This window comes from Arthrobacter sp. YC-RL1, from assembly GCF_001454985.1.
Classification (GTDB): Bacteria; Actinomycetota; Actinomycetes; order Actinomycetales; family Micrococcaceae; genus Glutamicibacter; species Glutamicibacter soli.
Map to the genome: position 1 here is coordinate 2,987,842 of NZ_CP013297.1, position 23,200 is coordinate 3,011,041.

General features: G+C 64.4%; 22 protein-coding genes. 13 read left to right on the forward strand and 9 right to left on the reverse strand.

The features are described from left to right. Window positions 1-28: 28 nt before the first annotated feature. Window positions 29-886 (reverse strand): NAD(P)-dependent oxidoreductase, encoded by an 858-nt coding sequence (locus tag ATC04_RS13860; protein WP_047118514.1) that lies wholly within the window; start codon window positions 884-886, stop codon window positions 29-31. A gap of 195 nt (window positions 887-1,081) precedes the next feature. On the opposite strand from ATC04_RS13860, the gene ATC04_RS13865 reads away from it, so the two are divergent. After that, entirely contained in the window at window positions 1,082-2,692 is a 1,611-nt protein-coding gene (locus ATC04_RS13865) for an acyl-CoA carboxylase subunit beta (protein WP_047118513.1), read from the forward strand. Between the two features lie 49 nt (window positions 2,693-2,741). Continuing rightward, the gene (locus ATC04_RS13870; protein ID WP_047118512.1) at window positions 2,742-2,963 is read left to right on the forward strand and encodes an acyl-CoA carboxylase subunit epsilon; all 222 of its coding nucleotides are present in this window, start codon (window positions 2,742-2,744) and stop codon (window positions 2,961-2,963) included. A gap of 103 nt (window positions 2,964-3,066) precedes the next feature. Here ATC04_RS13870 and ATC04_RS13875 read toward each other — a convergent pair whose 3' ends face one another. Together ATC04_RS13875 and ATC04_RS13880 are read right to left on the reverse strand one after the other, a co-directional pair. Next, window positions 3,067-3,639: a TetR/AcrR family transcriptional regulator gene (locus ATC04_RS13875; protein ID WP_047118511.1), complete on the reverse strand. Its 573-nt coding sequence runs from the start codon at window positions 3,637-3,639 to the stop codon at window positions 3,067-3,069. 39 nt (window positions 3,640-3,678) lie between these two features. Next, a complete protein-coding gene (locus ATC04_RS13880; protein ID WP_047118510.1) occupies window positions 3,679-4,899 on the reverse strand; it encodes a multidrug effflux MFS transporter in 1,221 nt (406 codons plus the stop codon). A 182-nt stretch (window positions 4,900-5,081) separates the two neighbouring features. Here ATC04_RS13880 and ATC04_RS13885 point away from each other — a divergent pair, with 182 nt between their 5' ends. Beyond that, window positions 5,082-6,752 carry a DUF885 domain-containing protein gene (locus ATC04_RS13885; RefSeq protein ID WP_047118509.1) on the forward strand — a complete coding sequence of 557 codons (1,671 nt, stop codon included), beginning with the start codon at window positions 5,082-5,084 and terminating at the stop codon, window positions 6,750-6,752. 91 nt (window positions 6,753-6,843) lie between these two features. Here the strand turns inward: ATC04_RS13885 and ATC04_RS13890 are convergent, their stop codons facing one another. Together ATC04_RS13890 and ATC04_RS13895 are read right to left on the reverse strand one after the other, a co-directional pair. Next, window positions 6,844-7,233, reverse strand: coding sequence for a VOC family protein (locus ATC04_RS13890; RefSeq protein ID WP_047118508.1), 390 nt, complete (start codon window positions 7,231-7,233; stop codon window positions 6,844-6,846). Then, a complete protein-coding gene (locus ATC04_RS13895; protein ID WP_047118507.1) occupies window positions 7,230-7,526 on the reverse strand; it encodes a metalloregulator ArsR/SmtB family transcription factor in 297 nt (98 codons plus the stop codon). Before ATC04_RS13895 ends, ATC04_RS13890 begins: the two co-directional genes overlap by 4 nt. Window positions 7,527-7,876: 350 nt before the next feature. Between ATC04_RS13895 and ATC04_RS13900 the strand changes: the two genes are divergently transcribed. The 5 genes from ATC04_RS13900 (at window position 7,877) to ATC04_RS13920 (ending at window position 15,688) form a co-directional block, all read left to right on the forward strand. Then, entirely contained in the window at window positions 7,877-9,205 is a 1,329-nt protein-coding gene (locus tag ATC04_RS13900; RefSeq protein ID WP_231735985.1) for a dicarboxylate/amino acid:cation symporter, read from the forward strand. Window positions 9,206-9,371: 166 nt separating this feature from the next. Continuing rightward, window positions 9,372-10,793: a heparan-alpha-glucosaminide N-acetyltransferase domain-containing protein gene (locus tag ATC04_RS13905; protein ID WP_152666800.1), complete on the forward strand. Its 1,422-nt coding sequence runs from the start codon at window positions 9,372-9,374 to the stop codon at window positions 10,791-10,793. 80 nt (window positions 10,794-10,873) lie between these two features. After that, window positions 10,874-11,545: a TetR family transcriptional regulator gene (locus ATC04_RS13910; RefSeq protein WP_052772276.1), complete on the forward strand. Its 672-nt coding sequence runs from the start codon at window positions 10,874-10,876 to the stop codon at window positions 11,543-11,545. Between the two features lie 4 nt (window positions 11,546-11,549). Beyond that, window positions 11,550-15,050, forward strand: coding sequence for an MMPL family transporter (locus tag ATC04_RS13915; protein ID WP_047118505.1), 3,501 nt, complete (start codon window positions 11,550-11,552; stop codon window positions 15,048-15,050). After that, window positions 15,047-15,688, forward strand: coding sequence for a nucleoside triphosphate pyrophosphatase (locus ATC04_RS13920; protein WP_047118504.1), 642 nt, complete (start codon window positions 15,047-15,049; stop codon window positions 15,686-15,688). Before ATC04_RS13915 ends, ATC04_RS13920 begins: the two co-directional genes overlap by 4 nt. A 71-nt stretch (window positions 15,689-15,759) precedes the next feature. Here the strand turns inward: ATC04_RS13920 and ATC04_RS13925 are convergent, their stop codons facing one another. Next, complete coding sequence (locus tag ATC04_RS13925) at window positions 15,760-16,200, reverse strand: hypothetical protein (RefSeq protein ID WP_047118503.1); 441 nt, start codon at window positions 16,198-16,200, stop codon at window positions 15,760-15,762. 303 nt (window positions 16,201-16,503) lie between these two features. Between ATC04_RS13925 and ATC04_RS13930 the strand changes: the two genes are divergently transcribed. Further along, window positions 16,504-17,001: a hypothetical protein gene (locus ATC04_RS13930; protein ID WP_152666799.1), complete on the forward strand. Its 498-nt coding sequence runs from the start codon at window positions 16,504-16,506 to the stop codon at window positions 16,999-17,001. Window positions 17,002-17,018: 17 nt separating this feature from the next. Then, window positions 17,019-18,305 carry a glutathionylspermidine synthase family protein gene (locus ATC04_RS13935; RefSeq protein WP_047118629.1) on the forward strand — a complete coding sequence of 429 codons (1,287 nt, stop codon included), beginning with the start codon at window positions 17,019-17,021 and terminating at the stop codon, window positions 18,303-18,305. A 30-nt stretch (window positions 18,306-18,335) separates the two neighbouring features. Here ATC04_RS13935 and ATC04_RS19415 read toward each other — a convergent pair whose 3' ends face one another. Then, complete coding sequence (locus ATC04_RS19415) at window positions 18,336-18,539, reverse strand: hypothetical protein (protein WP_113606745.1); 204 nt, start codon at window positions 18,537-18,539, stop codon at window positions 18,336-18,338. Between the two features lie 25 nt (window positions 18,540-18,564). Here ATC04_RS19415 and ATC04_RS13940 point away from each other — a divergent pair, with 25 nt between their 5' ends. Next, window positions 18,565-19,080 (forward strand): CGNR zinc finger domain-containing protein, encoded by a 516-nt coding sequence (locus tag ATC04_RS13940; protein WP_047118501.1) that lies wholly within the window; start codon window positions 18,565-18,567, stop codon window positions 19,078-19,080. 284 nt (window positions 19,081-19,364) lie between these two features. Then, window positions 19,365-21,152 carry a biotin carboxylase N-terminal domain-containing protein gene (locus ATC04_RS13945; protein WP_047118500.1) on the forward strand — a complete coding sequence of 596 codons (1,788 nt, stop codon included), beginning with the start codon at window positions 19,365-19,367 and terminating at the stop codon, window positions 21,150-21,152. Window positions 21,153-21,237: 85 nt separating this feature from the next. Here ATC04_RS13945 and ATC04_RS13950 read toward each other — a convergent pair whose 3' ends face one another. Further along, the gene (locus ATC04_RS13950) at window positions 21,238-21,585 is read right to left on the reverse strand and encodes a hypothetical protein (protein WP_047118499.1); all 348 of its coding nucleotides are present in this window, start codon (window positions 21,583-21,585) and stop codon (window positions 21,238-21,240) included. Between the two features lie 234 nt (window positions 21,586-21,819). Here ATC04_RS13950 and ATC04_RS13955 point away from each other — a divergent pair, with 234 nt between their 5' ends. Then, complete coding sequence (locus ATC04_RS13955) at window positions 21,820-22,290, forward strand: hypothetical protein (RefSeq protein ID WP_047118498.1); 471 nt, start codon at window positions 21,820-21,822, stop codon at window positions 22,288-22,290. 17 nt (window positions 22,291-22,307) lie between these two features. Here the strand turns inward: ATC04_RS13955 and ATC04_RS13960 are convergent, their stop codons facing one another. Next, a complete protein-coding gene (locus tag ATC04_RS13960) occupies window positions 22,308-23,048 on the reverse strand; it encodes an SDR family oxidoreductase (RefSeq protein ID WP_047118497.1) in 741 nt (246 codons plus the stop codon). Window positions 23,049-23,200: the final 152 nt, after the last annotated feature.

Sequence of the window (23,200 nt, forward strand, 5' to 3'; positions counted from 1 at the left end):
GCCACGCGGGCCTGTGCGGCAGCTGGCTTTACAGGAAGATGTCTTCCACCAGCGGAACCTCGGGATCCAGCGCATAGCCGCTCAAGTCGTCGACCCCGGCCAGCTTCAGCACCTGGCCGTCGGTGAAGAAATTGCCGCTGACTCCGGCAGGATCGCTGGAGAGGATCGCCATGGCGGCGTCCGCAACGATGTCCGCGCTGCGCGCGCCGTGGACCATCTGCTGGCCGCCTGGCAGGTTGCGGATCGCGGCGGTGTCGATCAGCGTCTCCGGCCACAGGGAGTTCACCGCGATGCCGGCGTCCTTGAGCTCTTCGGCCAGACCCAGCGTGGTCAGCGACATGCCGTACTTGGCCATGGTGTAGCCCAGGTGCATCCCTGCCCACTTGGGATCCAGGTTCAGCGGCGGGGAGAGCGTCAGGATGTGGGCGTGAGCGGACTCGCGCAGGTGCGGCAGCGCGGTCTTGGACAGCAGGAAGGTGCCGCGCACGTTGATGTCCTGCATGAGGTCGTAGCGTTTCATGTCCAGCTGGTCGGTTTTGGCCAGGTTGATCGCCGAGGCATTGTTCACCACGATGTCGATGCCGCCGAAGGCATCGATGGCTTGCTGCACCGCGCGCTGCACGTCCTCGTCCACCCGCACGTCGCCCACCACGGCCAGTCCCTTGCCACCGGCGTCGTTGATCTGCTGCACGGCGGTATGGATGGTGCCTTCCAGGCTCGGGTGCGGCGTGTCGGTTTTGGACAGCAGCACCACATTGGCGCCGGCCCGGCCAGCGGCGGTCGCGATGGCCAGGCCGATGCCGCGGCTGCCGCCGCTCATCAGGATGGTGCGTCCGGCCAGCCGGGAATGCTCGGGGGCGATGAGGGTTCGCGATTCAATAGTCATGTGATCTAGGTTACGGCAGATGGGGCGCGCAAGCTACTGTTGAGTAACTTATTCTGGGGTGGGTCATGCTCAGGATTGCCCCAATTTGTAAGATTCCTACAAACAAACTGGCTGTTTTCCCAGTTAGACTGGCTTGGTTGGCAATTTTCTTGTGCCATTCCTACACATTGAGACCGATCCGAGGGAGACCAGGGCATGACGCAGGGCCGTACCGAGGCAGACGAAGCAATCGACCTGTCCACCACCGCCGGCAAGCTCGCTGAGTTCCGCCGCCGCCAAAAGCTCTCCGAAGCACCCAGTGGACAGGCAGCCGTCGAGAAGCAGCATGCGCGCGGCAAGCACACCGCCCGCGAGCGCATCGAGATGCTGCTGGACGAGGGTTCCTTCGTAGAATTCGATGCCCTGGCAGTCCACCGCTCGACCGCCTTCGGCATGGAGAAGAAGAAGCCGATGGGCGACGGCCTGGTCTCCGGCTACGGCACCGTGGACGGCCGCCAGGTCGCCGTCTACTCGCAGGACTTCACCGTCTACGGTGGTTCCCTCTCGCAGGTCAACGGCGAGAAGATCGTCAAGGTCCAGGAATTCGCGCTGCGCAATTCCTGCCCGGTCATCGGCATCCTGGACGGCGGCGGCGCCCGCATCCAGGAAGGCGTGGCCTCCCTGGCCATGTTCGCGGACATCTTCCGCAACAACGTGCACGCCTCCGGCGTGGTCCCGCAGATCTCGCTGATCATGGGCCCGAGCGCCGGCGGCGCCGCCTACTCCCCCGCGCTGACCGACTACGTGATCATGGTCGACAAGACCAGCCACATGTTCATCACCGGACCTGACGTCATCAAGACCGTCACCGGCGAGGAAATCGATATGGAGACCCTGGGCGGCGCGCGCCAGCACAACGCCAACACCGGCACCGCCACTTATCTGGCCGCCGATGAGGAAGACGCCATCGAGTTCTGCAAGGACCTGCTGGACTACCTGCCCTCCTCCAACCTCTCCGATGCGCTGATCGCCGAATTCGACGAAGAGCTGGAGGTCACCGAGGACGACCTGGAACTGGACACCCTGATCCCGGACTCGGCCAACCAGCCCTACGACATGCGCACCGTCATCGAGTCCGTGGTGGACGACGGGCAGTTCTTCGAGATGCAGGCGCTGTACGCGCCCAACGTGCTGATCGGCTACGCCCGCATCGAGGGCCGCACCGTAGGCCTGGTGGCCAACCAGCCGATGCAGTTCGCCGGCACCCTGGACATCAACGCCTCGGAGAAGGCGGCGCGCTTCGTGCGCCACTGCGACGCCTTCAACATCCCGATCGTGACCCTGGTGGACGTGCCAGGCTTCCTGCCCGGCAAGGACCAGGAATTCCAGGGCATCATCCGCCGCGGCGCCAAGCTGCTCTTCGCCTACGCCGAGGCCACCGTGCCGAAGCTGACCGTGATCACCCGCAAGGCCTACGGCGGAGCGTACATCGTGATGGGCTCCAAGAAGCTGGGCGCGGATCTGAACCTTGCCTGGCCTACCGCGCAGATCGGCGTGATGGGCGCGCAGGGCGCGGTCAACATCCTGTACCGCCGCGACCTGGCGGCGGTGGAGGCCGAGGGCGGAGACGTCGAGGCGCGCCGCAAGCAGATCATCGACGACTACGAGGCCGAGCTGCTCAACCCGTACCAGGCCGCCGAGCTTGGCTACGTGGACGCGGTCATCGCCCCGAGCGAGACCCGCCTGCAGCTGGTACGCGGGCTGCGCGCGCTGCGCGAGAAGCACGCCAGCCTGCCTCCGAAGAAGCACGGCAACATCCCGCTGTAAGGACCCTGCGGCACACACCCTTCTTCCACGACGCACAAGGAGTTCTCCCATGGATCAGCAGGCCCTCGCCTCCGCTGCCGCGCAGCTGACCGTCACCCGCGGCAACCCGACGCCCGAAGAGCTGGCCGCGGTGACCGCGTTGCTGATGGCGCTGGACTGCCAAGAGCAGCAGACCGCACGCGCCGTGCCGGCGGCCAAGCGCGTGACGCGCTTGCGCAAGCGCAATGCGCTGAGCACCCCGCGCCTGTCCTGGAACCTGGGACGCCGCTAAACACGCCAGCGACAAGAATGCCGGAGCACCTCCCTTGGGATGCTCCGGCATTCTTGTCTGCACTATGACTGCATGGCCGCTTCGTGCCGGTGGCAATATTGCGTCACTGCGCCGCGGCGAACGTCCCCAGCATCAGGCGCATGGCATCGCGCCGCACCTCGAAGGTCTGCGGGGAGTTGTAGATCAACTCGACCTGCAGGCTGTCGACCACTCCGAGAAACGCCTCGGCCAGCAGAATCGCCCGGTCCTCCGCGAGGTTCGAGTCAAGGCCTTCCATAAAGGCCGCCCGAAGCTCGGACTCGTAGCCGCGGTACTTCTCGATGACCTGCTCGCGCAGGGCCACCGGTGGCGCGTAGACGGTCCGCAGCAGGAATTGGAAGTGCGGCGAACCGTCATAGCGCTCCTGGAGCCCGGAGATATAGCCGTCTCCCGGAACCTCCGAAGACCCGCCCCCTGCGGCCAGGGCCGCGCGGGCCACCACTTTCTCCTCGTCCAGCGCGGTTTCCAGCACCTGCAGGAACAACGCGTCCTTGCCGGCGAAGTGCGCATACAGCGAGGGCTTGCGCATGCCCGCCCCCTCGGCGATGGCTGCCAGGGACGAGGCGTCGTAGCCGAACTGGGCGAAGTGCTTGACCGCGACGTCGCAGATCTTCTGGGCCGAGGGGGAAAGTGACATGGTGCGCTGATTGCTCCGCTTGATCCGTGCTCGTGGTTCCTAGTGGCTTTCCAAATCGGTCAGCACCGGCGCCCGCTTGGCGCTGATACCCACAATAACAAGAGCCGCCGCCGCGCCCGCCATCAGGAATCCCAGCCAGGCAGGAACCCCGGCTTCGACCGCGAGGCCGGACAGCGGGGTGGCCGCCGAGGAAATGGTCAGCTGCAGCGCGCCGAGCAGGGCGGCGGTTGAACCCAGCGAAACGTCCTGCGAGCCCATGGCCAACGCCATCAGCGTCGACTCGGCAACCCCCAGGCCGAACAGGGAGAGGAACATGCCAGCCACGATGCCGCCCAGCCCCAGCCCGGCCGCATGCAGGGCGAAAGCCAGCACCGCCCCGCCCAGCACCAGCGCGGTGCCGATGAACGCGAGCTTGGCCGCGCCCCAGCGGGAAACCATCCGCCCGGTGACAATGGCGCCGAGCATCACTGCCAGCCCGGTGCAGCCGAAGAGCAGCCCGAACTGCCCTGCGTCCAGGCCGAACTCGCCCTGGTAGACGAACGGCGCGCCGCCGATGTAGCCGAACAGGAAAAAGAAGACCAAGGACAGCCCGAGCGTGGGCAGCAGTAAGGCAGGGTCCTTGGCGATGCGCGCGTAGGTGCGCAGGATTTCCCTCGGGCGAAGCTGGATCCGCGAGGACTTGGGAAGGGTTTCGGGCATGGTGAAGGTGGTGTTCACGGTGGCGATGGCGGTCAGGCCGGCCAGCACCAAAAACACCATGCGCCAGCCGAAGTGCTGGTCGATGAATCCGCCGGCGGTCGGTGCCAGCACCGGCAGCAAACCCTCGATGGTCATCAGCAGGGCGAACAGCTGCGCCGCCCGCACCCCTTGGGCTGCGTCGCGCACCATGCTCAGCGCCACCACCAAGGTGAGCGCCGCGGCCAGCCCCTGCAGGGCACGAGCTCCGAGCAGAACCTCGAGGCTCGGGCTGCCGGCCGCCCACAAGGAGGCTGCGAGGAAAGCGACCAGCGCCGCCAGCAGCGGCTTGCGCCGGCCAAAGGCATCGGTGAGCGGGCCGAAGACCAGCTGCCCGACACCCATGGCGAGCAGGTAGACCGTCAAGGTCAGCTGGCCCATGGATTCAGTGCCCTTCAGGTCCGCGACGATGTCAGGAAGGGACGCAAGGTACATATCGGTGCCGGCCGGCCCCAGGATGGTGACCAGAGCCAGCGAGATGGCGAACCAGGCACCGACCTTGGCGGCGGTCTGGGTTGCGGGCATCTGCTTCTCCTCAAAAAGGTTGACGCGAGGTGATTCTCGATTCCTACCTACCGATAGGTAGGCAATAGTTAACCACCATAGCCCCGTTTCCTCCGAGGCGCCATTCAGACGCCGGTAGGCACCGTCGATTCATTTTCACTTCATCTCTTCAACATCTGTTTCAGATCAACTAGGCTTGCCGCATGAACAACGAGACATCACCTCGCGCCGCCACGGCCATCGACGCCGTAGCAGATGAACACTTCGAGCACACCCTGCGGATCTACCCGGACCTCGGGGCGGAACTCGGACTGCCCGGATACGAAAGCCTGTACGGCGACTACTCCCCCGAGGGAACCCGGCGCTACGCCGAGGCCGCCCGCAACACATTGGCCAAGCTCGGAGAGCTGCAGCCCGTGGACGACATCGACAAGGTCACCCTCGATGCCATGCAGGAACGCCTGGGGCTGGAGCTGGAGATCATTGCCACCGGCCGCACCGAACTGAACAACATTGCCTGCCCGGCCCAGGGGATCCGCGCCATCTTCGACCTCATGCCGCAGGACTCGGCCGAGGACTTCGGGCATATCGCCCGGCGACTGGCGAATCTGCCGGCCGCCATGGACGGCTACATCGAGTCCCTGCGCGACTCTGCTTCCAAGGGGCTGGTCGCCGCACACCGCCAGGTGAAGATCGTCATGGAGCAGTCGACGGACTACGCCAAGGACGGCGGCTTCTTCGACGAGCTGGCGGCTCACGGCGCCAAGCTGGACGCCTCGCTGAGCGAAGCCTTGGCCTCCGGCGCCGACGCATCCAAGGCTGCATACCGCAAACTGGCCTCGGTCCTGGAAGACGAGCTGCTGCCCGCGGCCCCGGCCAAGGACGCCGTGGGACGCGAGCAGTATGCCCTCGCCTCGCGCGATTTCCTGGGCGCCGAAGTCGATCTCGAGGAGACCTACGCCTGGGGCGTCGAGGAGCTGGGCAGGATCATCGCCGAGCAGGAACGCGTGGCGCAGCAGATCAAGCCCGGTGCCTCCATCGCGGAGGCCAAGGAGATCCTGAACGCGGATCCGGAGCGCAAGCTGGCCGGCAAGGACGCGCTGCGCGAATGGATGCAGTCCAAGGCGGACGCCGCGGTCCGGGACCTGGCCGGAACACACTTCGACATCCCGGCGCCGATGGACCGCATCGAGTGCATGATCGCCCCGACCGAGGACGGCGGCATCTACTACACCGGCCCGTCCGAGGACTTCTCCCGCCCCGGACGCATGTGGTGGTCCATTCCGCCGGGCGAGGACGAGTTCACCACCTGGTCCGAACTCACCACGGTGTACCACGAGGGCGTTCCGGGCCACCACCTGCAGATCGGCACCGCGCAACTGCAGGCGGACACGCTGAACAAGTGGCGCCGCAACCTGTGCTGGGTTTCCGGACACGGCGAAGGCTGGGCCCTGTACTCGGAGCGGCTGATGCAGCAGCTGGGCTACCTGAACGACCCGGGAGACTACATGGGAATGCTCGGCGCGCAGCGGATGCGCGCGGCCCGCGTGGTCTTCGACATCGGTGTGCATCTCGAGCTGGAGATCCCCGCCGCATGGGGCGAAGGAATCTGGACCCCGGAGAAGGGCTACGACTTCCTGCGCGCCAACTTCGACGATTCCCCCGGACAGCTGGACTTCGAATTCACGCGCTACCTGGGCTGGCCGGGGCAGGCTCCGAGCTACAAGGTCGGGCAGCGCCTGTGGGAGCAGATCCGCGATGAGCTGGCCGCCCGCGAGGGCGAAAACTTCGATGTGCGGGCCTTCCACACCCGGGCGCTGAAGCTGGGTTCGGTCGGCCTGGACACGCTCAAGCGCGCACTGCTGGACGGCTGAGAAGCCGCCGGAAAACTTATATGAATGCGACAGGGTTCCCTCGACCACGCGGTCGAGGGAACCCTGTCGCCGTTTGCGGACTGCCGCGAATTCAGTCCTTGTAGTTGGACAGCTGGATCAGGTTGCCGCAGGTGTCATCGAAGACCGCGGTGGTGACCGGACCCATTTCTGTGGGCGGCTGGGTGAAGACGACACCCAGGGCAAGCATCCGCTCGTATTCGGCGTTGACATCCTCCACGGCAAAGGACGTGAACGGGATGCCGTCGCTGACCAGTGCTTCGCGGAACGGAGCCACCGCCGGGTGGCCGGAGGGCTCCAGCAGCAGCTCGGGACCGGCGAGCGCATCCGGCGAGGTCAGCGTCAGCCAGCAGTCCTCCCCCACCGGGATGTCGTGCTTGACCACGAAACCCAGCACCTTGGTATAGAACTCGCGCGCCTTGGCTTGGTCGTCGACAAAGACGCTGGTGATATAGATCTTCATTGGTTCGTCCCTTGGTCGTTGGTATGGGTTTGCGGCCACCGTTCGGCGATCTCCCGCAGCGGAGCGGTATCCAGGTGGTGCAACTTATAGCGGCCCTCCCGGCGCGAGATGACCAGACCGGCGTCTTCCAGCACCGCCAGATGCTGCGAGACGGCCTGCCGGCTCATGGCCAGCTCGTGGATCATGGCCAGCCGCCCGCAGATTTCGAACAGGGTCTGGCCATCGCGCAGCGCGAGTTCGTCCATGATGATGCGCCGCGTGCTGTCTGCCAGAGCCTTGAATAGATCCGCCATGCAACGAGAATAGGCAAGTATCCACTTGCCTGTCAATGTTCGCGGCGAGGCTTTTCCCGCCTGGCGGAGACCTGTTGGCCGGAGCGCCGCGTTGTCAACTACCACCGGCGTTCGGCGTGTAGCGCTCACGTTTCATGCCGTCTAATCCAGCCGTCATATTTCGAAATCCCGGCAGGAAATTCCCCACTTGACAGTGATCCGCGGCTCAATCCCGCTTTCCAGGGGCGTCACAAATCACAGAAAATCCGCATTCGTCATGTTGCGTAACAGAAACTGCGCGCCCCGGGAATTTAAGGCCTACGGTGTGTGACATGTCAAAAACCGCACCTTCTTCCCGACTACCACGTTGGATGACAAGCTTTGGGCCGCAGATCATCGCGGCTCTCATTGTCGGCCTGTTGCTCGGCCTGGCCGCCAAGTACACCGGCAGCACTGCCGAACAGCCCAACGGTCTGGGTGAAGCCCTGCAGATCATTGGCTCAAGCTACGTGGCCCTGCTGCGCACGGCGGTCATACCGCTGATCTTCTTCGCTGTGGTCGCCTCGATTGCAAACCTCTCCAAGGTCACCAACGCGGCCCGACTGGCCTGGCAGACCCTGCTGTGGTTCGGCATCACCGCGCTGATCTCCGTGACCATCGGCATGGCCCTCGGACTGGTCTTCCAGCCGGGAGCCAACACCGGGCAAGGAACCCCGGAAGAGTACACCGGCAAAACCGGCGACTGGCTGGGCTTCCTCACTGGGTTGATCCCGTCGAACTTCCTGGGCCTGGGCGCCAGCACCCGGATGGAGGACGGCGTCGCCAGCACCTCGGTCAGCTTCAACGTGCTGCAGATCCTGGTGATCGCCATCGCCGTGGGCGTGGCGGCGCTGAAGGTCGGCAAGGCCGCCGAGCCGTTCCTGAACTTCTCCGCATCGATCCTGGCCATCATCCAGAAGGTGCTGTGGTGGATCATCCGTCTTGCGCCAATCGGCACCGTGGGCCTGATCGGCAACGCCGTCGCCACCTACGGCTGGGACACCATCGGCGCGCTGGGCAAGTTCACCCTGGCGATCTACGTCGGCCTGGCCCTGGTGCTCTTCGCGCTCTACCCGGTCCTGGTCCGCCTGCACGGTCTGTCCATCAAGCAGTACTTCTCCGGCGTCTGGCCGGCGGTCCAGCTGGGCTTCGTCTCCCGCTCCTCGATCGGCACCCTGCCGCTGACACAGCGCGTGACCGAGCGCAACCTCGGCGTGCCCTCGGGCTACGCTTCCTTCGCCGTGCCGCTGGGCGCCACCACCAAGATGGACGGCTGCGCGGCGATCTACCCGGCGATCTCCGCGATCTTCGTGGCCCAGTTCTTCCAGATCGACCTGACGCTGGCCGACTACCTGCTGATCGCCCTGGTTTCGGTTCTGGGCTCGGCGGCCACCGCTGGCACCACCGGGGCCATCGTGATGCTGACCCTGACGCTGTCCACCCTGGGACTGCCATTGGCCGGCGTAGGCCTGCTGTTGGCAGTGGACCCGATCGTGGACATGGGCCGCACCGCGGTCAACGTCGCCGGCCAGGCGCTGGTCCCGACCATCGTCGCCAAGCGCGAAGGCATCCTGGATCTGGACCTCTACAACGCGCCGCGCAACGGGAATCCGTTCGCCGAGGACAACCTGTCCGAGGAACTGGAGCCAGCCAAGGCCTAGCTCCCGAATATTCGCCGTCGTTTGACCACCAAACCCTTTGGGGTTTGGTGGTCACTTCGGTTAAGCCCCCAGAGCTCTTGCCGGGAAATGGCAAAGCGACGTCAAGGCAATAAAAGTATCCAAATTGTTACAGGTCACACACGAAATCGACTATAAGATTCAGCTTGTGACGACCATCGAACAGAGCGAAGATCCGGTAGCTCCCGCGCATTCCCAGGCAAGCTTCAGAACCCGGCTGCAGAATTTTGGACGGCCCCCACGTGTCATGGGATTGGACCTGGCTCGCGGCTTGGCAATTCTGGGAATGGTCCTCGCGCACCTTGATATGCCCGAAGAAGTCGACTTGTTCACACCGGGCACCTGGGGCGCGTTGGCCAACGGCCGGTCTTCTCTCCTTTTCGCCCTGCTGGCAGGCATCTCCATCAGCCTCATGACAGGAGGCAGGTCGCGCCCCTCGGCTGCTGAGCTCCCCCAGATCAGGCTTGCCATGTTGGGTCGAGGCGCCTTCATCTTTGCCATTGGCCTGGTCCTAGAATTGCTGAACACTCCCATCGCGGTGATCTTGACGATCTACGGAGTGCTTTACGTAGCGGCAATACCCTTTCTACGTTGGAGCGCAGGCAAACTCTTGGTGTTGTCGGTTATTTGCGCTGTGCTGGGCCCCGCCACACTAGCAGTGTTGAAGACCGTCCTCTTGGAACCCTCCGCCCCCGGAGCCATGCTGACGTTCTTCGGCATCTACTCGGCCGCCGCCTGGCTGGCGCTGATCTTTGCGGGGATGGCCATTGGACAATTCCGACTTGCCTCAGCAGCCACGGCCGGCAAGCTCCTGGCCGCGGGAATGGTGCTGGCATTCATCGGCTATGGTGCAGCCATCATCCCCGCGCCGGGATCCGTCACGCCATTCTTGGAAGAAAGCTTTGACGGTGAGGACCTGATCGGTGATTCCAGCATGCCAATGCCCGAGTATGTGCCGGCAGAGAAACTCGATCTGGGCGGGATGTACTGTGAAGGCGAGCCCGGTTCCTACGTGAGCTGCGTGCCGCCGGAGGAGGTCCCCGAGCGGCAAAGCATGGATGAGCCGGGGCTTTCTTCAGACCAATGGCCCGATAGCTCCTCCTACGATGCTTCGTATTTCTCCGGCATAGGCTGGGCAGAGCTTGCGCAGACAATCAGCCCCGAAGAAATCGGGGCCTCCGCATGGCTGGCGTTTTTCAGCGCAGAACCGCACTCCGGCGCCACTGCGGAAATTATCGGCTCGGGCGGGTTCGCCATCATCGTTCTCGGCCTGTGTCTTCTGGTTGCTGCGCCGCTGCGCTGGATAGCTCTGCCCGTGGCCGCCATGGGCTCGATGCCGCTGACCGCCTACTGCGCCCATCTGGTCAGCTATTTTATTGCTGCCGGGCCCGGGGGCATGCTCATGTCGGATACGGCCTTGCCCCTCACCGTGATGGCGCTGTTGATCGGAAGCACCCTCTGGGCCATTTTCCTGGGACGCGGTCCGCTGGAACGGCTGGCCGGCTTGTCAGCCCGTGCTATGGCTGGAGCCCCCAATCCAGTTCAGACCGGCAACCGCACCACGGAATAGCCGAAATCATCAGTGCCGCAATGCACGTTGCACTCATTTTTGTTTTGCACAGAGTGCAACTTTGCACGTAGTGTAAGTATGTGACTTCCCTCAGCGTCGGCAATCGCCGCGAAAAAAACAAGCAAGCCACCCTGCAGGCGATCGTCGCCGCCGCATCGGATCTCCTTCACGAGGGGCACGGCGCCGGCATCACCGCCACGCAGATCGCGGAGGCCGCCGGCATTTCCCGGCGCACGCTGTTCAACTACTTCCCCACGGTGGACGCGATCCTGTCCTACCCGCTGCATGCGGTGCTGGAAACCATGGTCGAGTCGATCAACGAGCTGACCGACACGATGCCGCTGATCGAGGCCATCGTGCTGGCGCTGAAATCCGACGAGGTCGCCAAGCTCCTGGGCCAGGTCGCCTTGTTCGGCGCCTATCTCAAGACAGATTCCCCGACCGGCTGCTACCCGGCCAACATGGACGAATGGCAGATCGCTACCACGGATGTCATCCAGCGGGTCGCCCGCCGTTATCCGCAGGCCGACAGCTTCTCCATCCGCGTGTTCACCCACGCCATCCTGGGCGCCGGACAGGCAGCCTTCGATGAATGGATCGAACGGCTCCCGAGCCCCAACGGATCCCCCATGGAACTCTCCGACGAGCTGGTCGCCGAGTTCCACCATCTGATCACCCAGGCGATGAAAACCCTCGACGAGGGATTCGCCGCCCTGCCCACCACCGCCGCGCTACCACTCCAGGAAGACTGATCCCATGGCTTCAATGCTTTACCGCCTCGCCCGGTGGGCTCATCGGCACCACTACCGCGTGATCGCGATGTGGCTGGCCGCATTCATTTTCATCGGCGTTTCCGCCAGCCTCTTCATGGGGCAGCTGTCCAACACCTTCACCATCCCGGGCACCGAAACCCAGCGCACCCTGGACCGGATGAAGGAAGAGCTGCCGGATCTCGCCGGCGGCTCGGGCTCCATCGTGTTCCGCGAAAGCTCGGGCAAACCGCTGAACGAAGCGCAGAAGCAGTCGATTGCCGACTCGCTGGAGCAGCTGGGCCTGCACCCGCAGGTGGTGGACGCCACGAGCCCGTTCAAGCTGCAGGAGCAGCTTGACGATGCAAAGCCTGAGCTGGACAAGGCGCAGCAGAAGCTGGTCGACGGGCAGAAGAAGCTGGACGACGGCAAAAAGCAGATCGCCGACGGCAAGCAGCAGCTGGCAGACGCCAAGCAGGACATCACCGACGGCTGGGCCGAGTACAACAAGGGCCAGGACCAGATCGCCGCCGGGCAGCCGCAGATCGATGCGGCCGCGGCGCAGCTGGCCACCGGCCGCGCCGAGCTGGAGCGGGCCGAAGCGCAGCTGACCAGCGGCCAGGCGCAGCTGGATGCCGGGCAGAAGAAGTACGACGCGGGCCTGCAGGAGTACAACGCCGGCCGCTCGCAGTACGACAAGGGACTAAAGCAGTTCCAGGCCGGAGAGAAGAAGCTCGACGCCGCCCAGGCCAAGATCGACTCCGGCGAGAAGGAATACGCCGCCGGCATGGATGCCATCCTGCAAGGCCAGCCTCGCGACAAGGTCGAAGCGCAGCTTGCGGCCGGCAAGACACAGGCCACCACCGGGCTGAAGCAGGCCGAGGAAGGCCTCGCGGCCTCAGAGGCCGGGATCAAGCAGGCAGATGCCGCCATTGCAGGGTTGACCACCCAGATCGACCAGACCCAGAAGCAGCTGGACCAGGCGGAGGCTGACAACAACGAAGCCGATATCGCCAAGTACACCGGCATGTTGGAGCAGCTCACCGCCGGTCGGGCCAAGGCTGAAACCCAAAAGGCAGTAGCCGTTGCCGGACGCGATCAGGCAACGACAGGAATCGAACAGGCCCAGGGATCGCTGGACCAGATCAATGCAGCACAGAGCGGCTTGGCCAAGCTGGACGCCGCCCGCAAGCAGCTGGATGCCGGCGCAGCCGAGCTGAAGACCGGCCAGGCTGAACTGGACAAGAACCGCGGGAAGCTCGTGTCCGCCAAGACCGAACTGACCGGAGCGAAGTCCCAGCTGGACGCCGCCAAGTCTGAGCTCGCCGCCAACCGCGCCAAGCTGAACAGCGGCTGGGCCGAACTGCGTGCAGGCAAGTCCCAGCTGGCCGCCGGGCAGGCTGAATTCGACCAAAAAAAGGCGGAGTTCGAGGCAGGCAAGGCCGAGCTGGCCGCGGCCAAGACCAAGCTTGAAGAAGGCGAAGCGACCGTCAAGGAAAAGACCGCCGAGCTGGAGCAGGCGGAAAAGGACATTGCCACCGCCGAGAAGGACCTGGAATCAGGCCGGGCCGAGCTTGAGTTCGCTTCCCGCCAGGTCAACTCCAGCAATGGCATGCGCTTTGTCTCCGAGGACGGCAGCACCGCCGTCGCGCAGGTGACCTTCAAGGTGCAGACCGATGCGCTGACCACCTCCGAACGAGACATGATCACCGCCATCGCCGCCGGCCCGCAGGCCAACGGCGTCGAGGTGCTGTTCTCCAAGGAGATCCTGCAGGACATGTCCTCGATCTTCGGCGCGGCCGAAGTCATCGGCGTGGTGATTGCCGCGATCGTGCTGCTGGCAATGCTGGGCACGCTGGTCGCCGCCGGGCTGCCGCTGCTGCTGGCCATCCTCGGCGTCGGCGCCGGCGTGGGCACCACCTTGGCGTTCTCCTCGCTGATCGACATGGCCTCGATTACCCCCGCGCTGGCGCTCATGCTGGGTCTCGCGGTGGGCATCGACTACGCGTTGTTCATCATCCACCGGCACCGGTCGCAGCTGCTGGGCGGCATGGACGTGGGCGAATCCATCGCGCGCGCCGTGGGCACCAGCGGCAACGCGGTGGTCTTCGCCGGCCTGACCGTGATCATCGCGCTGGCTGCGCTGACCGTGCCGGGCTTGCCGTTCCTGAGCGTGCTGGGCCTCTCGGCCGCGTTCACCGTGCTCTGCTCGGTGCTGCTGAACATCACCTTGCTGCCGGCGCTGCTGTCGCTGGCCGGCAACCGGCTGGTCTCCAAGCGGGCCCGTGCCAAGGCCGCCGTCGAGGCGGAGAACCCGACGATCAAGGAACCGATCTCCTCGCGCTGGGTGCGCACGGTGACCAAGGTGGCCATCCCGGCCGTCCTGCTGGTGGTTGTGGTGCTCGGCGCCATCGCCCTGCCCTCGGCCCAGATGCGCACCGCGCTGCCGGACGGCAGTGCCGAGCCGGCCGACTCGCAGGCCTTCCAGGCCTTCGAGCAGACCAGCGACAAGTTCGGCGCCGGCTACAACGGCCCGCTGCTGGTCCTCGCGGACCTGCCGGAAGGACTGTCGCAGCGCGACGCCGACACCATGTCGCTGGACGTGGCGGATATGCTGCGCGACTACGACGGAGTGGTGGCTGCCATCCCCGTGACCATGACCGAGGACCGCACGCTGTCAGCGATCCAGGTCATCCCGACCGACGGCCCGTCCTCGGAAGCCACCGAGGCGCTGGTGCACCAGCTGCGCGCGGACTACTCGAAGTTCCATGACGCCACCGGCGCCACGATCTCGCTGACCGGCCAAGTGGCCGCCCAGATCGACGTGTCGGAGAAGGTCACCGAGGCGCTGGTTCCGTACCTGGCCATCGTGGTGGGCCTGTCGCTGATCCTGCTGCTGCTGGTCTTCCGTTCAGTGGTGGTGCCGGTGCTGGCCACCGGCGGGTTCCTGCTGTCGCTGGCCGCGGCCTTCGGTGCCAGCGTCATGGTCTACCAGTTCGGCTGGATGGCCAGCGTCTTCGACGTGAACGTGCCCGGCCCGCTGCTCAGCTTCCTGCCGATCCTGCTGACCGGCATCCTGTTCGGACTCGCCATGGACTACCAGGTCTTCCTGGTCTCCGCGATGCGGGAGCGCTTCGCCCATGGCGAGCCTGCCCGCGACGCGGTGCGCTCCGGATTCTCCATGGCCGCCCCGGTGGTCACAGCCGCCGCGCTGATCATGATCTCGGTGTTCGCAGGCTTCGTGTTCTCGCACCTGTCCATGATCCGCCCGCTGGGCTTCGCCCTGGCGGTGGGTGTGCTCTTCGACGCCTTCGTGGTGCGCATGACGCTGATCCCGGCGCTCATGCACCTGCTCGGCGACAAAGCCTGGTACCTTCCGAAGTGGCTGGACAAGATCCTGCCGGATGTCGACGTGGAAGGCTCCAAGCTGAACGCCATGCTTGAGGCCGAGGACAACAACAACCCGCATGGCGGCGCCGCCGGCGCCAAGGAGGATGTCACCGTATGAGTGAAGTCGTAGAGACTCCGGCGCGCTTGCTGCTCGCCTCCGCGTCCTGGGGCCGCAAGAAGGTGCTCACCGATGCAGGTCTGGCGTTCGATACCCAGGTGTCGAATGTCGATGAGGATGCAGTGCTCCAGTCCGCAGTGGACGAGCTCGGCCCGCGGACTCCGGCGCAAACAGCGTTGCTGCTGGCCAAGGCCAAGGCGGAGGATGTCGCAGCCGCTGACCACCGGGAAGGCACCCTGGTGCTCGGCTGCGATTCGGTGTTCGAGCTGGACGGCGTGGCCTACGGCAAACCGCACACTCCCGAGGTGGCGCGCGAGCGCTGGCAGCAGCTGAGCGGTTCGACCGGAGTCCTGCACTCGGGCCACTGGCTCATCGACACGCTCAACCCGGAGGCGGCCCAGGGCCGGATCTCCTCCACCGTGGTGCATTTTTCCAAGGTCAGCGAGGCGGAGATCGAAGCCTACGTAGCCAGCGGGGAGCCGCTGCCCTGCGCCGGGGCATTCACCATTGACGGACTGGCGGCTTCCTTCATCGAGTCAATCGAGGGAAATTTCCAGAACGTTGTGGGGCTGGACGTTTCCACGCTTCGCGCCCTGCTGGGCCAAGCGGGAGTGCAGATCATCGACCTCTGGAAGTAGCATCCAGCTAGATCACCACAAAGCGGAGCCTGCCACGAATTCTTCGTGGCAGGCTCCGCTTTGTGGTTCGGTCAGGGACCCTTGATGAAGATGTTCTCGTGGATTTGCTGCCATCCCTCGGACTCGTAATTGCGGATCTCGGCGTCATTGCGCACGAGTGCCGTGTGGCCCTCGGGCGTTGAAAATTCGACGATAAAATCTGTTCCGCCCAGCCCGCCGCATCCACCCATCGCCCCTTCACTGGGATCAGCGTGCTCGAATTTGAACAGGCATGCCATCTTTTGGTCTTCGGAGGTGGTGACGTAGTAGTCCAAGTCATTGTGGCTGGCCAGCAGCCTGGACGTGTCAACGGCCATGCCGCTGTCGGAAAGCAATGCTTGGTCGCCGGGCCAACGGTCTTCTTCCTGCGCCTGCTGGTGGATGGCGGGAATGCCCGAACCGCTTGCGCAGCCGGAGAGCATTGCGACGCTCATGCCGAGCAGCAGGGCCGGGCCAAAAAAACGGATTCTCACTAGGCATGCTCCTTAGTTCCCGTTGACCAGAGCCTATCGGAGAGCGTGAGGACCGCGTTTGATTGCTCGAAAACGAGTCAGAATCGTTACCTCGTTGGCGGCTGGTTGCTGGAACAATCACCGGGTATCCCCCCGGCCGCAGGCAGCGGTTATCGGCTCCGGGTGTCGGCGTCTAGCTGCGGCCCGGTGTGAGCAGTCCCGCTAGTTGCGCGCGGCGGCAGGTACTGTCATTGCACCGACCTGCTGCCTGAACTAGATAGCATGGCTGTAGGAATCCTATTCCCTTCAGAAAGTACCTAGATCTTGAACGTCCAACGACGATTCACCTTGCCAGCGGTAGCCACCGCTGCGGCTCTGGTGTTGACCAGCTGCGGCAGCGACTCCGGTTTCGAGTCCACTCCAGACCCTACCACTGCGGCCGCAGAGGACACGGTGTACTGCGTGGATGAAGACAATGTCATTGTCGACGAGACCCAGTGCGATGATGCCCAGCAGACTTCCACGCAACACCACGGGCCCGGAATCGGCACCGCGCTGATGTTCTTCATGATCGGCCGCTACGCCGGCGGCCTGCGCCCTGGCACCAAGCTCGATCCATCGCAGTCCACCCAGCGTTTCCGCTCCGATGATGCGGCCGCCCGCAGCAAGGCAGGCCTTTCCGGCACCGTGCGCAACGGCTACTCGGCGTCCACCGGCAAGCCGGCCGGATTCGGCTCGCCCTCCAAGCAGAACTCGACTTCCAAGCAGAACAGCGGCAGCGGCCATTCGGGCGGCTTCGGCGGCGGGTCTTCGGGAGGCTAAGCACGATGCAGCGCAAAATGACTACCGCCCGCCCGGACTACCTTGCCAAGGTCAATGCGGCCGGGCTGGTCTACACCCATGAGGATCGGGTGAGCACGTCTCCCGAGCTCTACCGCTATTGGCGCGATGACGCCTACTACGAGCTGTCGCCTAAGGAAATCGAGGTCCTGCACCGCGCCTCGGCATCGGTCTTCGCGATGCTGGAGGAGGCCGGGGACTACCTGCTCTCCCCCTCAGGCGCCGCCGACCTTGCACGATTCGGTATTCCCCGCCGCGCCATGCGCGCGATCATCGACAGCTGGAACGAGGAGCCTGCCTGCGGCTCGGTGTACGGACGCTTCGACTTCCGCTTCGGCGGGCTGGACCATCCGGAAGCAGACCAGCGCATCCCGAAGCTCTACGAGTTCAACGCCGACACCCCGACCTCGCTGGTCGAATCCCTCGTGCAGTGGCAATGGTTCGAGGACAACCGCAACCTCGGCGCCACCCAGTGGACCAACATGTACGAGGACCTCGTTGTCGCCTGGCAGCGCAACCTGGATTTGGTGACCCGCAAGATCGGTAGCATGCCCACGGTCTACTTCGCCTGCAGCGCAGAAGACACATCCCACGAGGATGAGATGAATACGCTGGTGCTGCGCGACACCTGCGCCGCGGCCGGCTACCGTACCGAGACCATCTATATCGAGAACCTGTGGGTAGACGGCGAAGGGCGCTACCGCGCCGGGGAAGACGGACCGGCTATCCAGGTCATCTTCAAGCTCTACCCGTGGGAACACATGGTCCACAGCGAGCACGCCGATGCCCTGTTCAACGACATGCTTGATTCCGGGTTCAACGGCGCCTCCTACCAGGGCGGCACCATCTGGATCGAACCGCCCTACAAGATGCTGTGGAGCACCAAGGCCATCCTGCCGGTGTTGTGGAAGCTCTTCGGCAACGACCCGGACCGCTCGCAGTACCTGCTGCCTGCCTGGTTCGAGGGCCAGCAGCCGTCATATCTGGAACGCCTGGGCTACGTGCGCAAACCGCTGCTCAGCCGGGAAGGCGCGGACATCACCCTGCACAGCCCCAACGGGGAACTCACCCTGGGCGAGGTACAGGGCTACGGCGAGGAAGGGTTCATCCTCCAGGAGCTCGCCCTGCCGCCGGTCTTCCACCGCGAGGACGAGCGCAAGGATGTCAGCACGGTGCTGGGCGTCTGGATGATCGATGGCGAGCCTTCGGGGCTGGCCATCCGCGAAAGCCACGGGCCGATCACCGACAACTTCGCGAATTTCATTCCGCACGTCGTGACGCGCTAGCAGGCCGGGGCGCCGGCGCGTCCCGTCGAGTTATAGACGCAATTCATGGCTGCCCATCGATAATTGCTGCGCAACTGGCCGGAGCTGCATGCGGCGGGTAACGCAAGCGCTGCATTGCGTGTAGACCACCTCGCCTTCGGAAGTCCAGTGCCGGGATTCGACTTCCCAGCTGTGCTCGTCGCATGCGCGGTGGTTCAGGGTTTCCGGCTGTTCTGCCTTGGCTGTGTTCGTCATGAGTTCAGCATGGTGTAATGTCCTTATGCAACTCAACCCTTACGGAGAATACGCCGTCCTGCTCGCGTCTTCCCTGGCCAATCATTGGCCTTCGGACCGTGACGGCATCGAGGAACGCACCCGCGAGGTAGGCATGTCCATGCCTTTCCCGCGGCTGCCCGACGACCATGCCCAGGTGCGTTCGGTGATTGACGATTGGCTTGCCGTGGTCGATGCGCCCTCGGACCTGGAGCGCGCGCAGCTGCTCAACACCCAACTGGCTTCGGCCGCCGCCTATCCGCGCCTGGTCGACCACGACAACGAGGGCTGGCATCTGCACTACCGCGACGATGGCCAAAGCATGCCCCAAGTACTCAGATCGGTCATCTGCACCGGTACCGCGTTGCACCTGACCACCCGCGGCATACACCGGCTGCACCGTTGCGAAGCTTCCCCGTGCGCCAACGTCGTGGTGGACGTGACGCGCAATGGACGCCAGCGATACTGCTGTGTCCGCTGCGCGAATCGTGCGGCCGTGCGGCGCCACCGGGCACGTGCCTGAGGCCGCCTCGGAGGGAACAAGCAGGGACCTGTTGCCGGCGCTTATGGGCTAGTGCCAGCGGAATTCATCCCGTCGAGCCGTTTGCGACTTCCGGACCCTCGACCCGTGCGCCACGGATGCGCCGGAGCCGGCCGCAACAGGCATTCATCATCGGGAGACTCATTTTGTAGGAATCCTCCAAAGTTTCTGGCCAAACACCCGGGTTTGAGCGGTTAACTACATATAGTTCCCACAAAAACGATAGGCTCCTAGATGAGAAACCCCAATTTTTGAAGACAAGGTTCATGATGAATCCATTGACGAAGGTACTTATCGCCAACCGCGGCGAAATTGCAGTGCGCATTATCCGTGCCGCCCGCGATGAGGGAATCGAGTCGGTTGCCGTCTATGCAGACTCCGACCGCGATGCCCTGCACGTGCGCCTGGCCGACGAGGCCTATGCGCTGGGCGGCACCACCGCTGCAGAATCGTACCTTCGCATTGAGAAGATTCTTGATGCGGCAGAGCGCTCCGGCGCCGACGCAATCCACCCGGGCTACGGCTTCCTCTCGGAGAACGCCGAGTTCGCCCAGGCGGTTATCGACGCCGGCCTAACGTGGATCGGCCCATCGCCGGAGGCCATCGACAAGCTGGGCGACAAGGTCAAGGCGCGTCACATCGCAGAGAAGGTCGGCGCGCCGCTGGTTCCGGGCACCAAGGATCCTGTCGAGTCGGCCGAGGAAGTCTACGCCTTCGCCGACGAGCACGGCCTGCCGCTGGCCATCAAGGCTGCCTACGGCGGGGGCGGACGCGGCATCAAGGTGGTGCGCAACCGCGAGGAAATCGGCGAGCTCTACGAATCCGCAGTCCGCGAGGCCGTGGCGGCCTTCGGCCGCGGCGAATGCTTCATCGAACGCTTCCTGGATGCCCCGCGCCACGTGGAAACCCAGTGCCTGGCCGATGTGCACGGCAACGTCGTGGTGGTGTCCACCCGCGACTGCTCGCTGCAGCGCCGCAACCAGAAGCTCGTGGAAGAGGCTCCGGCCCCCTACCTGAGCGAGGAGCAGATCACCCGCCTGTACGAGTCGTCCAAGGCCATCCTGCGCGAGGCCAACTACTCCGGCGCCGGCACCTGCGAATTCCTGGTGGGCCAGGACGGGGTCATCTCCTTCCTGGAGGTCAACACCCGTCTGCAGGTCGAGCACCCGGTTTCCGAAGAGGTCGCCGGCATGGATCTGGTGCGCGAGCAGTTCCGCATCGCCCGCGGCGAAGAGCTGGGCTACGGCGACCCCGAGCTGCGCGGCCACTCCTTCGAGTTCCGCATCAACGGCGAGGACGCAGGCCGCGGCTTCATGCCGACCCCCGGCACCATCACCAAGATGACCCTCCCGTCGGGCCCCGGCGTGCGCGTCGACTCGGGCATCGAGCAGGGCGAGAGCGTCTCGGGCAACTTCGACTCGATGATCTCCAAGCTGATCATCACCGGCCCGACCCGCGAGATCGCCGCCGCCCGCGCCCGCCGTGCCCTGGAGGAATTCCAGATCGAGGGCATGGCCACCGTGCTGCCGTTCCACCGCGCCGTCATGAGCGACCAGGCCTTCGTTCCGGCCGAGGGCCCGTTCCGCGTGCACACGCGCTGGATCGAGACCGAATTCGACACCTTCATCGCCCCGCATCCGTTCCCGACCGAGCAGGCCGAGGAACAGGACACCGAGCGCACCTCGGTGACCGTCGAGGTGGGCGGCAAGCGCCTGGAGGTGACCCTGCCGGCATCGCTGGGCTCGGCATCCTCCAACGGCGCGGAGAAGAGCACCGCAGCCAAGAAGAAGCGCAAGCCGGGCCGCAAGGCAGCCGGGGCCGCGGGCGGCAACAGCGCCGAGCTGCGCTCCCCGATGCAGGGCACCATCGTGAAGGTTGCCGTGGACAACGGCGCCGAGGTTTCCGAGGGCGACCTGATTGTGGTGCTGGAAGCCATGAAGATGGAGCAGCCGATCACCGCACACCGCGATGGCATCATCTCGGGTCTGGAAGTCACCCCGGGTGAAACCCTTTCGTCGGGCGCCGTGATCGCCACGATCAGCGACGAAAAGTAAAACGCTTGGCGCTGCCGGAGCTCCCGGCAGCTCACGCAACGGCCGCCGCCACCCGGTAACTTCGGGTCGCGGCGGCCGTTGCGTATCAACGGGATTCCAGATCGATGTCTTCCAGCTTCGGGTGCGCATCGCCCACCCAGCTGATCTCCACTGACTCGATGTAACCGCCTTCATGCCAGAGCAGGACGTCCACAGCCGTCGTCGCCTCCGCGGTTTCAGCTATGTCGAAGGACACCGGGCGGCCGACGCCTCGGGGCAAACGGACACTGCGATTGGCGGGTTTCAGCTTGAAGCATTCCGAGCAGTGTTCCTCCGGGGCTACCAAGGCTCCCTCGAACTGGCTCTGCAGGGCAGCGGCAAGTCCGGGTTCAGCCGCGGCGATGAGCTTGTCGAGCAAGGCGCGCTGCGTCTTGCTGGGCGTCATGTAGTCCATGAAACCAGAGTAGTTGCCTGGCCACGGAACATCGTGTATCCCGGAAAGCCGCCCGCCATGGCGGACATGGCATGTCGGGCGACTCCGGGCCGAGAATCCCGGCGAGACGGAACGAAACCCAGCGGTACCTGATGGCAGCCGTTGCCGCTCCACAGCGGCCCTTTCAGGGACTGCAACGATAGCGCGTCGGCGACAAAGAACCTTGCCCGTTCGCTCTCCCGCTAGACTGAAAAAATGCGAAGCGGCGTGGTTATTTTTGGTGTGCTCGGCATCTGCCTGCAAGCTCTTTTCGGCGCATTCTTGATGAATGATTGGGCTGTCACCGCAGCAAGTGAATTGCCGCTAGAGGAAACTGTCGCTGAAATGCGCCGGGCCGAGCAGAATTACTCGAAGAACGGAGGAATCGTCTTCGCGTCGTTGGGCGTGGTGTTGGCGATGGGTTGGGGATTCCTTGTTTCACAGCGCCGGTTCATTGCCGCAAACTGGGCCGCGCTGGCTTCCTGGGGAGCAATAATCGCGCTGGGAGCTCCGGCATACTTCTTCTTCTCTTTCGCAAACATGAACTCCGTCGGTGACACATTCTACGATTGGAACTCCGACGCCGCATTCTCCTTGGAAGAGCCACTATACGTGACCAGCGGGATTGCTGCGCTCATTGCCGTCATCGGACTTGTAGAGGTTCTTCGCCGACCCTCGAGCAATTAGTTCACCGCCCGCGCCGGCTATTGCCTGCCTAGCCATTCGGTATAGGTTTCGGTGCCCAGCCTGGCTCCAGGCCCCGGCAGGATCCCGCCGTCGCGCATGGCCTTGCCCATTGCGCCGGGCAAGGGCACCTCGATGATTTTCGGCGACTGGTTCTGCTTGGCCAAATACTGGGCGAAGAGCTGCGGCATCCATTCTTCCTTGGGGCCTGCCAGATCCTGCACGATTCCCGCTGCTGGCTGCACCGCCAGTTCAACCAGTGCCTGCGCCACCTCGCTACCGGCAATCGGCTGCAGGCGCATCTTGGGCGCCACCTGGACCGGTCCAGCCGACATTCTGTTGATGTTCTGTCCCACGAATTCATGGAACTGGGTGGTGCGCAGCAAGGTGTAGCCGCCGGGCAGGACGCGCAGCATCCGTTCCTGCGCCGCCTTGCCCGCGTAGTATCCGGCGTCGATCTGAGCCGCGCCGACGATGGACAGCGCCACATGGTTTTCCACTCCGGACTCGCGGCCGACGATCAGGAGGTTGGCGGTGGACTGCGTGAAATAGCGCATGGAGGCCGAGGCGCTGGTGGTTGACGATCCCGAAACATCGATCACCGCGGGGCAGTCGACAAGCCATTGCCGAACCGAGTGCTCATTGGTCAGATCGCAACCCGCTGAACGCGACAACACAACCGGTTCGTGCCCTGCCGCAAGAACCTGCTCGACAACTTGTTTCCCGATGACGCCGGTCCCTCCGGCCACTGCGATTCTCATGCTGGATCCTCACCTCTGGATGTTTGGCGCGACACTGCAATGCTTCCACTAATTCCCCATGATCGTAAGGTCAGCATTTTCGAGTCTTCGTTATTATGGTGGCGTCGATTCCCGTTCAAGGTCGTATCAACGGCACAATGAATTCAATATCT

Excerpts from the sequence above, each read along its gene's own strand:
- ATC04_RS13895 (WP_047118507.1), bottom strand. The coding sequence starts at position 7,526 with ATGGCGGATCTATTCAAGGCTCTGGCAGACAGCACGCGGCGCATCATC.
- ATC04_RS13900 (WP_231735985.1), top strand. The coding sequence starts at position 7,877 with ATGACAAGCTTTGGGCCGCAGATCATCGCGGCTCTCATTGTCGGCCTG.
- ATC04_RS13860 (WP_047118514.1), bottom strand. The coding sequence starts at position 886 with ATGACTATTGAATCGCGAACCCTCATCGCCCCCGAGCATTCCCGGCTG.
- ATC04_RS13960 (WP_047118497.1), bottom strand. The coding sequence starts at position 23,048 with ATGAGAATCGCAGTGGCCGGAGGGACCGGCGTCATCGGGAAACAAGTT.
- ATC04_RS13950 (WP_047118499.1), bottom strand. The coding sequence starts at position 21,585 with ATGGACTACATGACGCCCAGCAAGACGCAGCGCGCCTTGCTCGACAAG.
- ATC04_RS13870 (WP_047118512.1), top strand. The coding sequence starts at position 2,742 with ATGGATCAGCAGGCCCTCGCCTCCGCTGCCGCGCAGCTGACCGTCACC.
- ATC04_RS13865 (WP_047118513.1), top strand. The coding sequence starts at position 1,082 with ATGACGCAGGGCCGTACCGAGGCAGACGAAGCAATCGACCTGTCCACC.
- ATC04_RS13915 (WP_047118505.1), top strand. The coding sequence starts at position 11,550 with ATGGCTTCAATGCTTTACCGCCTCGCCCGGTGGGCTCATCGGCACCAC.
- ATC04_RS13880 (WP_047118510.1), bottom strand. The coding sequence starts at position 4,899 with ATGCCCGCAACCCAGACCGCCGCCAAGGTCGGTGCCTGGTTCGCCATC.
- ATC04_RS13945 (WP_047118500.1), top strand. The coding sequence starts at position 19,365 with ATGATGAATCCATTGACGAAGGTACTTATCGCCAACCGCGGCGAAATT.
- ATC04_RS13885 (WP_047118509.1), top strand. The coding sequence starts at position 5,082 with ATGAACAACGAGACATCACCTCGCGCCGCCACGGCCATCGACGCCGTA.
- ATC04_RS13920 (WP_047118504.1), top strand. The coding sequence starts at position 15,047 with ATGAGTGAAGTCGTAGAGACTCCGGCGCGCTTGCTGCTCGCCTCCGCG.
- ATC04_RS13890 (WP_047118508.1), bottom strand. The coding sequence starts at position 7,233 with ATGAAGATCTATATCACCAGCGTCTTTGTCGACGACCAAGCCAAGGCG.
- ATC04_RS13875 (WP_047118511.1), bottom strand. The coding sequence starts at position 3,639 with ATGTCACTTTCCCCCTCGGCCCAGAAGATCTGCGACGTCGCGGTCAAG.
- ATC04_RS19415 (WP_113606745.1), bottom strand. The coding sequence starts at position 18,539 with ATGACGAACACAGCCAAGGCAGAACAGCCGGAAACCCTGAACCACCGC.
- ATC04_RS13935 (WP_047118629.1), top strand. The coding sequence starts at position 17,019 with ATGACTACCGCCCGCCCGGACTACCTTGCCAAGGTCAATGCGGCCGGG.
- ATC04_RS13955 (WP_047118498.1), top strand. The coding sequence starts at position 21,820 with ATGCGAAGCGGCGTGGTTATTTTTGGTGTGCTCGGCATCTGCCTGCAA.
- ATC04_RS13940 (WP_047118501.1), top strand. The coding sequence starts at position 18,565 with ATGCAACTCAACCCTTACGGAGAATACGCCGTCCTGCTCGCGTCTTCC.